Genomic DNA, 14,588 nt, shown 5'->3' with positions numbered 1-14,588 from the left:
TTGGGTATTGGCAGTCAGTATACTCATAAAAAAAAGTATGTATAGATAGTATAGATCGTAGGTAAGTTACCTACACCCAATCGCCAATCGGCAATCGCCAGTTAAAATGCTGCTGAATAATCGCTATCGAATTCTTCGCACATTGGGAAGTGGAGGATTTGGAGAAACTTCCTTAGCGGAAGATACTCAAATACCTTCACAGCGACTTTGCGCGATCAAACAACTAAAACCCATTCACAACAATCCTCAAGTTTACCAACTCGTACAAGAGCGATTTCAGAGAGAAGCCGCGATTTTGGAAGATTTAGGTGGAAGCAGTGACCAGATTCCAACTCTGTATGCTTACTTTCAGTTAGACGATCGCTTTTACTTAGTCCAAGAATATATTGAAGGTGATACCCTAACAGCTAAACTCAGACAACATGGAGTATTAAGTGAAAGTACTGTCGCGGATATTCTAGCAAATTTATTGCCCGTTCTGGAGTACATACACTCAAAACACATTGTTCATCGCGATATCAAACCAGATAACATTATTTTACGTTACCAGGATGGCAAGCCCGTGCTGATTGATTTTGGAGCAGTGCGAGAAACAATGGGAACGGCTCTGAATTCTCAAGGTAGCCCGACAAGCTCAATTATCATTGGGACGCCGGGGTATATGCCTAGCGAACAAGCAATGGGTAGACCAATTTATGCTAGCGATCTTTATAGCTTGGGACTGACTGCTATTTATCTTTTAACAGGGAAATCTCCACAAGAGTTACAAACACATCCCACCACAGGAGAAATTGTTTGGCACACTCATGCTACGAATATTAGCGTCACAATGGCAGCAGTCCTCAATCGAGCGATCGCATACCATCCACGAGATCGATTTTCCAATGCTAGGGAAATGCTGCAAGCTTTGCAGACTGGCAATTTATTCATTCCTGACACTGCTCCTTTGACACAACCACCATCTTTTCCCCCTGCATTGCCAACAAAATCTCAAGAAACTCATCTTTTCAACCTAGGAGCATCTTCCCGTGAAACTGCTCTTCAAAATAACGGACAAAGGGGAATACTGGCTCTCAGCATCATTGCGGCTGCTGGTTTGATAGGAGCTTCTGTTATTATTGGTCTTGCGTTAACAAGAACTCCTCAAGCTGTAGAACAGCCAAGCACTTCATTAGGGACGCCTTCTTCAGCACAAAATACACCAAAACCTACTCGACAAAATGTAAACAAAGCAAATTTTCCTCATGCTTTTTATTTTCTTGCCGATTCTGCCTATCCAACTTCACAAACTGCTTTGATGCAAGTTAAAGCTTTACAGGCAGTTGGTTACCCTCAAGCGGGAATGTTTTGGATACTAGAGTATCCAAATTTGTCAGATAAGGAGTTATTCTCAGTTTATGTGGCTAGATTTAGCGATCGCAACAAATGTATTGAGTTGTTAAAAACTTACGGACAAGTTAACTCTAATGCTTATTGTGCGTTTGCCAGTAAAGATCCAAATGCACCACCCGAACGACTATTTTTTAAAGAAATTTCAACATCATCTTCAGGAATATTTCGAGATGCCATCGCAACACAAAATAATTATTCTTGGCTTTCTCAAAGAGAAGTCACGGATGCAGATTTAGATGGAAAAGATGGTTTTGAGTTAGATATTATGAGGAATGCGATTTATGCACGTCACGGTCGCCGTTTTAAAGCTTTTGGTTTACAAAAGTACTTTGATGGACAGCCGTGGTATCGTCCGAAATACTCGCCAGATAATTTTCCTAATGAATTATTATCAAATTTAGAAAGGTGGAATGCGGAGTATATTAATAAGTATCAAGATCGTTACAATCGGAGGTATTTTCGCTAACAAAATTTAGCTTTTCATACTTCAAGATGAAATGATGCACTTTCAATTTCCCAAGTAACAAGGAATCCTATTTGATTTACAAAATACAAGTAGGGTGGGCAATGCCCACCATTCGCTCTTGGTGGGCATTGCCCACCCTACAGCACCTAAAATTGTTTATAAATGATTTAGGATTGCTATATGAGTTTGAGCTACTAACCACTATTGTCTATTTTGTCGGTCCTGTTGACGGCGAGCACGCCTTTCTTCTCTATATTTTTTGAGCTGTGCTTTCTGCTCTTCTGTTAGAATTGCTTCCATTTGAGCCCACTGCGAGCGCTTAACTTCGCGCATTTGAGTTTTTTGCTCGTCAGAGAGATTTAAAGAATCCATCATACGCTTCCGACCACCACGCCTAGCACTTTGGTTTTGCATGGCGTTCCTGAGTTGTGTTCGTTGTTCTTCAGTTAAAATCTTGTTTATTTCTTCACGAGTATTGCGCCGAATCTCCTGAAGTTGGGTTTTTTGTGCATCTGTTAGCCCTAATTGTTGCCACGGTCCCTTCGTCTGTTCGGTTTGTGCTTGAGCAACAAAGAAGGGTGAGGATGAAGTTGTTTCGGCGTTGACTGCCCAAGAAGTGGCAGTTAAAGTCAGAGCAATGGTTCCTGCTATGAGTGATAAGTGCTTAATTTTCATTTCCTTAGTTATCTCCTGGGCTTCTCCTACTTGCTGTGACCAGCATAAAATCTTACTTATATAAGTTACATGAGGAGAAAGTCATGAGTCTAGCCATGACTTTAGTCATAGTCCCTCTATTTTAGTTGAATTCATACATCTTTCTTAACTTTGACTTTTCTAAAAAGGGCGTTCTATATAGCAATCCTAAATCATTTATAAACAATTTTAAGTACTGTAGGTAGGGAAGACAGCCCACCACCAAGTCTTTTGTGCGGCATAGCCCTACCTACATATATTTCACAAATCAAATAGGATTGCTATAGTAGCTATGGAAATTTAAATTATTTAGGTCTTAAGTCATATTTTATTATTTTGTCAATCCGTAATTCTTCATAAATTCTGTTAATACAGAAAAAAAAATCAGTATTTACCACGTTTGAAGCAAAATAATAGCATATTTTTTAAACAAGATTTAAAATATGGGAGCATCCCTATTTGGAAAAAATACCAAGCGATTGAAATCGCGGCTATACAAGCGCTCGTCCGCCTGCGCGGACTAAATAAGAAGTCCACGGAAGTGGACTTTGTTTGTATAGCAAGAGAATTCTATTCTGAGGGCAATAAGCACTCATTGGGATGCTCTCTAAAATATAACTGTATTGTATGGATAATAAATCCAAGTTAAATTTTTATAACTTTCTAGCAATTTTTTATGAATAACATCACTGAAAGTCGCTTAATTTCAAATCATATAGAATATTTAATAGTTTCTAAAAACTTAATTATTTTAGAAACTTCTCCAGGTGCTCAAAAATTTGCAGAATCTCCCTGTTATGCAGTTCCGGGAAAAGATATTCGAGATAGTTTTCCCGAGTTAATAGGATATGAAAATTGCCTTGATGAGATTTTTAAAAAGAACCAAGAGAGCTTGGAATTACGGGGAATTGCTCGTAATGTAGACATTGTTTCACCTCTTTATATCGATCTATTTGTGAATTTTTCTGAAAAAGAATATGTTATTCTTTTAGAAGATGCAACTGAAAGAATGGTTTTTGAGCAAAAAATTCTTCAACAAACTCATGAAGATGCTTTTTTAATTAATTATCTTTTAAATGCTTTATCGGCTGCTTTCACTTATATTGACAATTTAATTACGTCAATAAGCGATGTCCTTTTAGTAACAAATGCTTTAGGACAAATTGTCACAGTAAATCAAGCTGCTCTCCAAATTTTGGAATATAGTAAAGAAGATTTAATCTTACAATCTATTTCGAGAGTTATTGGCGAGCCTCATTTTTCGGCTCGACCTCAGAAAAAGCCCTGCATTTCAATAAACTCATTTAAAGATTGCGAGCTCGTTTGTTATAGCAAAACAGGTAAAAATTTAACGATCTCTTTTTCCAAGCTTCCAACAAAAATAGAAGGCTTAGAACATTTTGTTTATATTGGTCGAGATACCACGGAACGTAACCGTCTGGAAAAAGCACTCTATGAAGAAAAAGAACTCGCTCAAGTCACGCTTCAATCGATTGGAGATGGTGTTATTACAACTGATGCCATCGGTCAAATAAAATACATGAACCCCACCGCCGAGCAAATGACACGTTGGTCGCTTGCAGATGCTCGAGGAAAAGCTTTGACTGAAATTATCAAGATTATTAATGAAACTACCAGAGAACCTGTAGAAAATCCAGTCGAAAAAGTTTTGACTTTGGGTTCCATTGTGAATCTTACTAAGGATACTATCTTAATTACCCGTGATGGAAGTGAGGTTCCTATTGATAACTCAGCAGCACCAATTCGCGATCGCGACGGTCAAATTATCGGTGCAGTGATGGTGTTTCAGGACGTTTCTCAAACCCGTAGTATGGCACACCAACTTTCTTGGCAAGCCACTCACGATCCTTTAACCGGGCTATTTAACCGACGGGAATTTGAGCGTCGTTTGGATCTTGCCCTAACTATCAGCAAAACACAAAATCAGCAACACGCTTTGTGTTATTTAGATTTAGATAGATTTAAAATTGTCAACGACACTTGCGGACACCTTGCAGGTGATGAACTGCTGCGCCAAGTGACAACACTCTTTCAGAATCAAGTCCGCGCCTCAGATACTCTAGCGCGTTTAGGGGGAGATGAATTTGTTATCCTGCTTGAGTGCTGTCCTCTAGAACCAGCATTGCGAATTGCTAATACAATATTGCAGCGCGTTCAAGAATTCCGTTTTTTATGGCAAAACAAAGCATTTAATATTGGTGTCAGTATTGGATTAGTTCCGATTGATGCAGAAACTCAAAATATGGGTACTGTCATGAGTACAGCTGATGCAGCTTGTTACCTTGCAAAAAACAATGGGCGCAATCGCGTACATGTTTATCAAGCCAACGATAGCGAAGTAGAAAAAGCACAAGGCGAAATGCAATGGGGAGTTCGGATTGCTCAAGCCCTTGAAGAGAATCGTTTTTGCCTTTACTACCAAAAAATTGTTCCCACCACTCCCCATGAGTCTAGAAAAGAACATTGTGAAGTTTTATTGCGTTTGATTGACGAGCAAGGGAGTCTAGTATCGCCAATGACTTTTATTCCAGCTGCTGAGCGCTATAATCTCATGCCACCAATCGATCGCTGGGTCATTCGCAATCTTTTTACTTACCTAGAACAGCACAAAAGACAACAATTAGACGAATATGCCAAATCGAGGAGCGATCGTAGCAGTTTGTATGCTATTAACCTCTCCGGTGCAAGTATTAACGATGACCAATTTATGGACTTCGTGCGCGAACAATTAGCATTACACCAGATTCCCCCACAAATTCTGTGCTTTGAAATTACTGAAACTGTCGCCATTGCGAACTTAACAAAAGCAGCTACTTTCATCCGAGCCTTAAGAGAACTTGGTTGTCGTTTTGCCTTAGACGATTTCGGCAGTGGAATGTCCTCATTTGGCTATCTCAAAAATTTGCCAATAGATTATCTTAAAATAGATGGAAGTTTTGTCCGGCATATTGTTGAAGAACCAATCGACATGGCAATGGTAGAAGCTATTAATCAAATAGGACATGTTATGGGCATTCAAACCATCGCTGAATTTGTGGAAAATGAAGACATTCTTGAAAAACTTCAAGCCATTGGCGTGGATTATGCCCAGGGCTATGGAATAGCAAAACCGCGTCCTTTTTAATGGGGATTGGCGATTGGCGATTGGCGATTGGGGAACTCGGGACTCCCTTCTTCTTGAGGGGCAATGGGGATTGAAAGACTTTTGACAACTAACAACTAACAATTAACTACTAACTACTAACTACTAACTACTAACTTATGGACCGTTCAATTCAGTTCAAAAATCATCCTTTTCGATTTTTGCTTTACCTAGAGTGGGTCTTACTGGTAGTCGCTATTTTTACGGCAATTATGCCCTTTTCTGCACATCGTTACTCTCAACAATTTCCAGAATTGACGATTTGCAGTTTAATTATCTTTGGCTTAATGGGATTATATCTACCCACAGGTCATAAAATTACAAAAATATTTTATACCGCTATAGAAATATTCTTAATTTTAATTATTGTGTTTTTTAGTGGGAGAACTGCTCGACTTTTCCCCTTTCCTTACCTCATTTTCGTAACTCGTAGTTGTTTTATTTTTCAATTACCCGGTCGGTTGATAAGTGCAATTATATCATTTATCTTATTTTTACTAACATTTAGACGCCGGTTAGAGCGCATGGTAGTGTCACCAATCGAGCAGGAGCGCTTATGGTTTTTTATTTTAAGTTTTGTACTTGTCTTCGGGTTAATTCTTGTTTTTATTCTGCTGTTGATGAATGCAGTTTTATCGGAACGGCAAAGTCGAGAAAAACTGGCGGTCGCTAATGAAAAACTCCGTCAGTATGCTCTCCAGATTGAAAACCAAGCAACTTTAGAAGAACGCAACCGCATTGCTCGTGAAATACACGATTCATTGGGACACTCTCTTACAGCTTTGAATTTGCAATTGGAAACAGCTTTAAAACTATGGCAATCTAATCCAGAAAAAGCAAAGACTTTTTTAGTAACGGCAAAAGAATTGGGAAGTAGTGCTTTACAAGATGTGCGTCAATCAGTTTCAACGATGCGTTCGCATCCTTTGCAAGAAAAATCTTTGGAAAAAGCAATTTTGGAGCTAATAGAAAATTTTCAGCGTTCTACGAGTATTACACCCATTTGTCACATCCAATTGCCTTATTCTGTTCCTGTTGAAATTGCTACACCAATATATCGAATTATTCAAGAATCGTTGACAAATATTTACAAATACGCAAAAGCAACAGAAGTTAAACTGGAACTAATAGGCATTGATAAGAGTCTACAGCTTAAGATTCAAGACAATGGAGTGGGGTTTGATTTGACGCAAAATACTACAGGATTTGGATTAAAAAGTATGCGCGATCGCACTTCAGCATTAGGAGGTCATTTTCATATTCAATCTGCTCCTAGTCGCGGTTGCACTATTACAGTAACAGTTATGAATTATGAATGATGAATCTTATTTTGCGTCTTCATATTCATAATTCATAATTCATAATTCGTAATTTTATGATTAAAGTCTTACTAGCTGACGATCAAAATTTAATTCGCCAAGGATTAAAGGCATTATTGGAATTAGAAGAAGATTTAGAAATTGTGGGAGAGGCAGAAAATGGCGAAATGGCGCTTCGCATAATTGAAGAATTACATCCAGATGTAGTCTTGATGGATATAAGAATGCCAATTATGGATGGAGTTGCAGCTACACGAGAAATACAAAACCGGTTTCCTGAAGTTAAAGTTTTAGTGCTGACAACGTTTGATGATGATGAATATGTGAAAGCGGCATTGCAAAATGGTGCAACAGGTTATTTATTGAAAGATACTCCTTCTGAGGAACTTGCTTTTGCCATTCGTGCTGTTCGCAAAGGTTACACTCAATTAGGACCAGGAATTGTTAAAAAACTCCTCTCTCAAATTTATCCCGTGAATGCACCCCAACCTTTACCATCTGGCTTGGTGGAACTGACGCCCAGAGAAAAGGAAGTTTTGCGATTAATTGCCACTGGTGCTAGTAACCGAGAGATTGCTCAACAACTTTTTATCTCAGAAGGAACTGTCAAAAACCACGTTACCAATATTTTAAACCGATTGAACTTACGCGATCGCACTCAAGCAGCCATTTTTGCCAATTCATTTTTACCCTATCTCAATCGGGAATGCCCTAACTAAACAATTTGATACACTCCTCCTTTAAAATACCTTTCGTGACCTGAATTTGTCTAAAGCTCTTAGCAATCACCTCTTCACAAGATATATTAATTTGAGATTGATTAACCGAGATTAAATCTTCAATAGAAGCACCATAAACAATTTCTGAGACACCAGCCCAAACACAAGCAGTTGCACACATCGGACAAGGTTCGCCTGTTGTATAGATAGTGTAGCCTTCTAAAGAAGGATTTTGAAGACTAGCAGTTAATTTACGCATAACATTGATTTCCGCATGTGCAGAGGGATCGCTGTCTTGCTTCACGGTATTGTAAGCCTTTGCGAGGATGCGATCGTCTTTTACAAGAATAGCGCCATAAGGTGCATCCCCTTTCTTAGCTTCTTCCAATGCTAATCGCATAAAATCTTCTTTGTTCATAAAACCTCATTAACAAATCAAGCGTTTGGAGCCAGGAGTATCGATCGAAGCCAATTTCCAATCATAATAATAGGATATAGCGCTGTAACACTTCGTTTCTACTGGAAAAATGATGGCTGGTATGTTGCAGCAACGACAGATATCAACCTAAGAGAAATCACCTCAGAATACCTTTCTGGTTATGTTGGCATTGATTTGAATGCTGATTCTGTTGGGTGGGCTGTATGCGATGCTCAAGGAAATTTACTAGAATTTGGTGATTATAAAATCGACCTTCATTCCCAGAATTCTCATCAACGAGAGGCAATTCTTAGCGATGCTGCCAGATTCATTGCTCTGAAGGCGGCTCTCTACAATTTTCCTATAGCTTCCGAAAAATTAGACTTTTCTGACAAGAAAGTACAGTTACGAGAAAAAGGTAAGAAGTCCGCAAGAATGTTATCTTCTTTCGCTTATTCTCAATGGAACGATGCACTGGATAATGCCTGTCAAAAACACGGTATTTATCACAAGAAAGTCGCTCCTGCTTATAGCAGTGTGATTGGCTTAACGAAATTCATGTCCATGTATGGAATGAATTCATCATCTGCGGCTGCGTTTGTCATAGCGTGTCGTGGTCGAAGATTTTCCGAAAGACTTCCCTTACGGGTTCGCCAGTCGCTTCAAGTCGGGGAACCCGCCCAACGCACTGGCTCACCAAATAAACATCATTTACTCCCTTACTCGTCCGCCTACGCCGAGGATAATAAGGTGAAGCACGTTTGGTCGCATTGGAGTCAATTTGCTAGGAGTGTCAAAGGCACTCCAAGGCATCAATATTACACTGCCCGTCTTAACAGGACGCGAAAGGTTACGCTTAATGGTCAACTTGGTTATCCTGTAACTGAGCCTAGACTGTTAAGCAATCCAATTCAGTTGGAGCTTTTCGAGGTGAGTGCGATTCTCACGGGAAAAGATGCGGTATCCGTTGCCGCGTCTAGGTCTAGAAGAAAATCGGGTCAACGTAGATATTCTACGTTGACCCAGATTTGCCTAGATTTCAATTAACGGTGCCCAGAAAACTGGATTATCATATTGGTCGTGACTGATATCATAGTAAGGGATTTCCAAGAAATAAATTATCCATCTTGTGGGACGGAGAGCAGCGCCGTGCGGTGAATCCAGAGAAAGCAGGCGGGTTTCCCGCCGTAGGGGACTGGTGAACCCGAAGGGGGGTCTCCCCCCTGCCCCTTATCCCCACGGGGTGGGGACCCCGAGTTCCCCAGAGGGGGCCCCAAAGCCCCCCGTAGAGGCGACTGCGGAGCGTCCTCGCCCGTTCTATTGCTTATCCAGTAGACCTCCGAATTTTTGAATTTGATTCAAACAATCAACCTTCAAAACCAATAGGAGAACCAGTACAGTCGTCAAATTCGGCAGGAATTAACAAATACTCTTTACCAGAGAATCAGCCCGGTTTAACTGTAGGACAAAAATACTTATGGCAAGCTGCCATCAAGTGTCCGCAAGGATATTTAGTAGAAAGGGCAGAATTTAGAGTAGTAGAAATGCCATCATCCCTGACAAAACAGCTTTCTGTGACAAAAGACGGAACCAAAAAAGCCGACTTATACGCTGAAGCTGGTTTATGGTACAACGCCTTAGATGAAGCTCTTAAACTTTCTGGCGAGAAAAAACCAGCAACAATAGTTTCAACTCTCCTGCAAGACCTAACAGCTTTAGAAGCACCAAATGCAACAGATACATTAACCAATGCTGAACGTCAGGAGATGCAAAAACGTGGCGATCGCTTAAAGCAAATTGCTAATAGTAGTCCAGCACATTAATTTTGAAATAAGTTGGCTTAGCTCACTAACAAACTAGGAGAAAAACCATGAAAAACATTTCACTCGACAACATTACTCAAGCCGTTATTAATCACGGCAATGGAGGTAAAACAAATCCTCGATTGTACGAAATTTACACGAGTCTTGTGACACATTTACACGCCTTTATCAAAGAAGTCAATTTGACTGAAGAAGAATTACAAATCGGACGTGATTTTCTTAGCCGAGTCAGTCGTCCTTCAGTACAAATGCCAGATGGTGAGATTGCTATGCTCACAGACTTATTAGGACTTTCAGAGTTAGTAGATTTGTTGCATCATACTAATTCAGAAAGCACTCAGAGTACTCTCGAAGGACCTGTTTATGTACCAAATGCACCCGAACGTCAGATGGGCGATTGCTTGGGTGTAGACAAAGAAGGAGATCCTTTATTTTTCTCTGGCTCTGTTGTCAACACAGATGGTATGCCAATTACCAATACACTCATTGAAGTTTGGCAATCAAATTCCAAAGGTCTGTATGATATTCAAGATCCAAATCAGCCCAAAGGTAACTTCCGAGGTTGTTTCCGAACAGGTGCAGATGGCAAGTATACATTTGAAACTGTAGTACCGATAGGATACGCTATTCCCGCAGATGGAGCGTGCGGTCAGGTATTGCGGTTGTTAGGACGACATACACAACGACCTGCTCATATCCATTTCAAGTTGAGTGCTGGAGGTTACACAACTCTCACAACACAGACATACTTTGATGATGACCCTTACATCCATTCAGATACAGTTTTTGCAGTAACTTCTTCCACACTACTGATAAGCTTAGAGAAGCATGATGCGCCTAATGAAATTTGGGAACGCAACGTAAATAAGCCCTTCTATACAACCAAGTTCGACTTTGTTCTCAGTCCAGCGGCTGAAGAAACAAGAGCGAGCGAAAAACTTACTAACTTTTCTGAGAAGAAAATATTTGGTGGAATGGATGTAGCTACGCTACAGAAACCGTAAAAGAAGCAGCTATGCTACAAAACTAAAACTGTCACCCGGACAAATTGTCGTCCGGGTGAAAGGGGTTTGCCATAGAACCGCTAAGACACGAAGTACACGAAGAAAGAGGAGAAGATCGGTAATCTTATGGCGGAAAGGGAGTAGTCTGCAAGTCAAAGCCAATTTCCAATCATAATGAATGGTGCCCAGTAAGCAGGATTATCATACTGATCGTTGATATCTTCTATTTTCTTAGCCTGAATTAATTTTCGTTGAGCTGCACTCAAAGCTTGTGCTTTACTCATTCCCGATTTTATACCACTGTAAAACTCAGTCATTAACTGTGACGTTGATGCATCTGAAACCGACCACAAAGTTGCTAAAGCACTTCTCACTCCGGCTTGCACCGCAACACCAGCTAAACCAAGAGCAGCACGCTCATCTCCCAAAGCTGTTTGACAAGCAGTCAATGCCAGCAATTCCACCGCACGAGAGCCACCATTTATTTGACGGAGTGAAGTTTCTAACTCATTAATAGTCAGTTTGTTACCATTTCCAGTCACTATAAAAGTGTCTTCTGGAATTGTACCAAACTGAGCATGAGTCGCAATGTGAACGATTGGATAGACCGTTTTATTAAGTTCTCGAGCTAATTTTTCTTGATTAAATTCTTCATTAATCAACGGTTTATTCTCTGGAAATTGCTTCTTCAGCGTATCAATTTCATATTGGACATTGGGTAATGCAGAGTATTTTGTTCCATCCACTTCTACTTGTTTGGTCAGACCCAAAATCAAGGCACGCTTTTCTTGCTGACTCAGAGCTTTAGGCGCGGTTAATTTCAAACTAGGAGTGTAGGCAAGATCGTAATTTTCTACCAAAAATTTCTTTTGTTCCTTGTCATAGAGAGCTGCCATTGGAACAATACGCAAAATTCCATCTTGAACGAAAACTAGTGTTTTTATCTGTTCTTTGTCCAAACTCTCTTTAAAAGGACGAACAAACCAGTCATAAAGCTTTTGTGCGTGGGTGGTGTCGTAGGAACCTGGATTTAAAGTTCCGTCTTCAAGACTTTGACGAAATTTTTGAATTTCTTCTATTACATTTTCACGACTTGCTTCAATCCACTCAAGCTTCCTTTCTCCACTTGGTAAACTGAGTAGGATAGCAATGTTTTTGTTTAGAAAAATAGAACTAAAGACAGCAGTACTCTTTCCTAAGAGTTCATCTACATTCTTTGGATTAGTGACCGTTAATATACAGTCATTACCAAAGAAATTTTGTAATTCTGCAAGTTTTAAAGAATCTATGGTTTCAAGTGCATTCTTTAATTGTTCTTTGCGATTTTCAGTCTTAACAGATGCTAATGAAGCTTCTTCTAGCCTTAATTGCGCTAACTCAAGATAAAGAGGCTTAATAACATCTTGAAAATCAAATTGTAAATCTCGTTCTGCTGAGAGAATATCGCTGCGAATTTGTTCTAAAATAGTGTATGCTCGTTGGTAAGATGGTAATGCTTCTGGCTCTTTATCCAGTGCTTTCAAAATACGTCCGGTTTGCCACTCCCACAAATATACGCTATCTCTAGCTTGCATCTTTTGGTCTGCTGACCACAATGCCTTTTGAGTAAAGTCTAAAGCTTGCTTATATTCTTGACGACATTCGTAGAAATGACCTAGCGCTCCAAAAGCAAAAGACTGAGAACGAGTATCTTGTAAACTTTGAGCAGTTTTTACTGCATTTAGGAGTAGTGAAGTGGCTTGTGAATCTGATAGTTTTCTATTTGAAGAGCATGGCATTAATGATGATGATGCATCTTTTGAACTGGTAGGTAAATTAGCTAAGTCTATTGCAGCATAAATTTTAGTTTGTGAATTCGGTAATTTGTCAAGCAGATTTAAAGCTTCTTGTATGTGAATTTCGGATGGAGAGTTTTCTCGTGTCGAGTTCGATTTTAGGGATATGGAAGTCAAATTATTCCAATTTTGAAGACGGTAATCGAGTTGGATTAAATTCAATAGAACTTGCATTTGACTAACTTTGTCACCTTGCTGACGAGTCAGGTTCAAGCTAGATTGAAAGGAATCTCCTGCTTTTTTGTAATATGCGATCGCATTTTTCTGAAACTCATCAGCCTTGGCGATCCCCAATTTTTGTGCAGAATCAGCACGAATTTTCTCCTGTTGTGCTTTATTTAAGTAAGCGTTACCCAGACTATTGAGGACTTTTGCTTTATGAGTTGGTTCGGTAATCTTATCTGCTTGCTCTAAATACTTAATTGCGTTATCGTACTTACCCCTCAGACGGTAAGCTTCTCCCAAACTTCCAAGCGCAGCCACTTCTCCAAGCTTATCTTTGTGCTGACGAGCAATTTGTAAAGCACTTCCTAGCAAACAATTCGATTCTTCTTGCAGTTTTGTGTCAGACTTTGGTTGTGAGTCAAATGTACCACATAGTAATGCGATCGCTTTCCCTGGTTGTCCCAAATTACTATAAGTTTGTGCCTGTTCGGTTAGCATTCGCCCGTATTGTTGCTCTTTTCCAGAGTCGCGGTAGTACTTTGTAACCCGTTCCCAATTGCGGAGAGCTTTTTCATTGTCCCCCAACTGCTGATAAGCTCTTGCCAAGTTTTCACTGACAATAGCTTCGTTGTTCCCGTTCTTGCTTTGTTGGTAAAACTTTAAAGCTGTTTGCCAGGGTGCGATCGCACCTCGAAAATCTCCTGCTTTGTATAGCTCAATGCCTTTCTGTACGAGTTGGCTGGCGTCGGGAGTTTGAGCAATTATTCTTTCAATTTGAGCAAAAGATAAGCAAAAGACGAGACTAACAAGAAAGAGTGTCCCTAGGACTTGACGTTGAGTAGACTTGCGATACGGGTTTAGCACAGGCTTACTCCAGCAGTAGATGACATATAAATTACCAGCTTTTTCTGTGTTTACAACTAATTAGCAAAATTTTTTGACAAAATACTGGTGGCTGTAAGATCCCCGACTTCTCTGGGGATCTGAACCAACACACAACTAAAGCTTAATAAAGTCTCAAAAGTTCTTACAAGAATAAGTCCCGCAGAAATAGTTGCAGTTTTCTGCAACTGCGATCGCATAATTCTGCAATTTACCCTTCTAAAGTCAGCAAAATTTATATATAGAAATTACATTTGTTAATAGTTCCATCGCAACTAGTACCGTACTGAGCGATCGCTTGTTCAATCGTCCCAGTCAACTTTCAGGAGGACAACAGCAACGGGTTGCGAGCCTCCAGAGGAGGAGCTTCGCTAACGCTCGTGCGTTGGTTAACGAGCTTGATAACACGGTGCCAGAAATTAAGGTAAGTTGTACGGTCGATACTGTAAAATAATAATAGTGAGATTCGACCCTGCTCTTAGAGGATGTTTGAAAAGTCATGATTAATGTATCAAATATTTTTTACCCCACCCTAACCCTCCCCTTGGAAAGGGGAGGGAACTGAATTTCTCTTATTTCCCCCCTTTATAAGGGGGGATAATGGGGGGTAATAATGTGATTCAAATGACACTCAACCACTTTTCAAACATCCTCTTAAAGCTACCCTTCACCGAAGGGAGTAATGACAAATTATATTTACGCTTTTATT

Annotated in this window: 10 protein-coding genes; 7 read left to right on the top strand and 3 right to left on the bottom strand. The window is 39.9% G+C overall.

Features of this window, described 5'->3' with window-relative positions:
* Positions 1-106: 106 nt before the first annotated feature.
* The gene (locus tag ACKTT2_RS29915; protein ID WP_407893538.1) at positions 107-1,858 is read left to right on the top strand and encodes a protein kinase domain-containing protein; all 1,752 of its coding nucleotides are present in this window, start codon (positions 107-109) and stop codon (positions 1,856-1,858) included.
* A gap of 201 nt (positions 1,859-2,059) precedes the next feature.
* On the opposite strand, the gene ACKTT2_RS29910 is transcribed toward ACKTT2_RS29915, so the two are convergent.
* On the bottom strand, positions 2,060-2,533 hold the full coding sequence (locus ACKTT2_RS29910) for a Spy/CpxP family protein refolding chaperone (protein WP_407893535.1): 474 nt from the start codon (positions 2,531-2,533) through the stop codon (positions 2,060-2,062).
* A 694-nt stretch (positions 2,534-3,227) separates the two neighbouring features.
* Here ACKTT2_RS29910 and ACKTT2_RS29905 point away from each other — a divergent pair.
* The 3 genes from ACKTT2_RS29905 to ACKTT2_RS29895 all read left to right on the top strand — a co-directional run bounded on the left by ACKTT2_RS29905 (position 3,228) and on the right by ACKTT2_RS29895 (position 7,752).
* Positions 3,228-5,696, top strand: a complete 2,469-nt coding sequence (locus ACKTT2_RS29905; protein WP_407893533.1) for an EAL domain-containing protein — start codon at positions 3,228-3,230, stop codon at positions 5,694-5,696.
* 137 nt (positions 5,697-5,833) lie between these two features.
* Complete coding sequence (locus tag ACKTT2_RS29900) at positions 5,834-7,033, top strand: sensor histidine kinase (protein ID WP_407893531.1); 1,200 nt, start codon at positions 5,834-5,836, stop codon at positions 7,031-7,033.
* A 56-nt stretch (positions 7,034-7,089) separates the two neighbouring features.
* Entirely contained in the window at positions 7,090-7,752 is a 663-nt protein-coding gene (locus ACKTT2_RS29895; RefSeq protein ID WP_407893529.1) for a response regulator, read from the top strand.
* Here the strand turns inward: ACKTT2_RS29895 and ACKTT2_RS29890 are convergent.
* Positions 7,745-8,170 carry a nucleoside deaminase gene (locus tag ACKTT2_RS29890; RefSeq protein WP_407893527.1) on the bottom strand — a complete coding sequence of 142 codons (426 nt, stop codon included), beginning with the start codon at positions 8,168-8,170 and terminating at the stop codon, positions 7,745-7,747. The genes ACKTT2_RS29895 and ACKTT2_RS29890 overlap by 8 nt on opposite strands.
* A 195-nt stretch (positions 8,171-8,365) precedes the next feature.
* Between ACKTT2_RS29890 and ACKTT2_RS29885 the strand changes: the two genes are divergently transcribed.
* From ACKTT2_RS29885 to ACKTT2_RS29875, 3 genes are all read left to right on the top strand, one after another.
* Positions 8,366-9,217, top strand: coding sequence for a hypothetical protein (locus tag ACKTT2_RS29885; protein WP_407893525.1), 852 nt, complete (start codon positions 8,366-8,368; stop codon positions 9,215-9,217).
* A gap of 248 nt (positions 9,218-9,465) precedes the next feature.
* Positions 9,466-9,993, top strand: a complete 528-nt coding sequence (locus ACKTT2_RS29880; protein ID WP_407893634.1) for a DUF928 domain-containing protein — start codon at positions 9,466-9,468, stop codon at positions 9,991-9,993.
* A 47-nt stretch (positions 9,994-10,040) separates the two neighbouring features.
* Positions 10,041-10,997 (top strand): dioxygenase family protein, encoded by a 957-nt coding sequence (locus ACKTT2_RS29875; protein ID WP_407893522.1) that lies wholly within the window; start codon positions 10,041-10,043, stop codon positions 10,995-10,997.
* Between the two features lie 152 nt (positions 10,998-11,149).
* Here the strand turns inward: ACKTT2_RS29875 and ACKTT2_RS29870 are convergent, their stop codons facing one another.
* Positions 11,150-13,861 (bottom strand): CHAT domain-containing protein, encoded by a 2,712-nt coding sequence (locus tag ACKTT2_RS29870; protein ID WP_407893520.1) that lies wholly within the window; start codon positions 13,859-13,861, stop codon positions 11,150-11,152.
* Between the last annotated feature and the right edge of the window lie 727 nt (positions 13,862-14,588).

Source organism: Scytonema hankhaensis NUACC26 (assembly GCF_045865695.1).
Classification (GTDB): Bacteria; Cyanobacteriota; Cyanobacteriia; order Cyanobacteriales; family Nostocaceae; genus Scytonema.
Note: the sequence above shows the minus strand (reverse complement) of the source record. Positions and strands in the feature narration are given on the sequence as shown.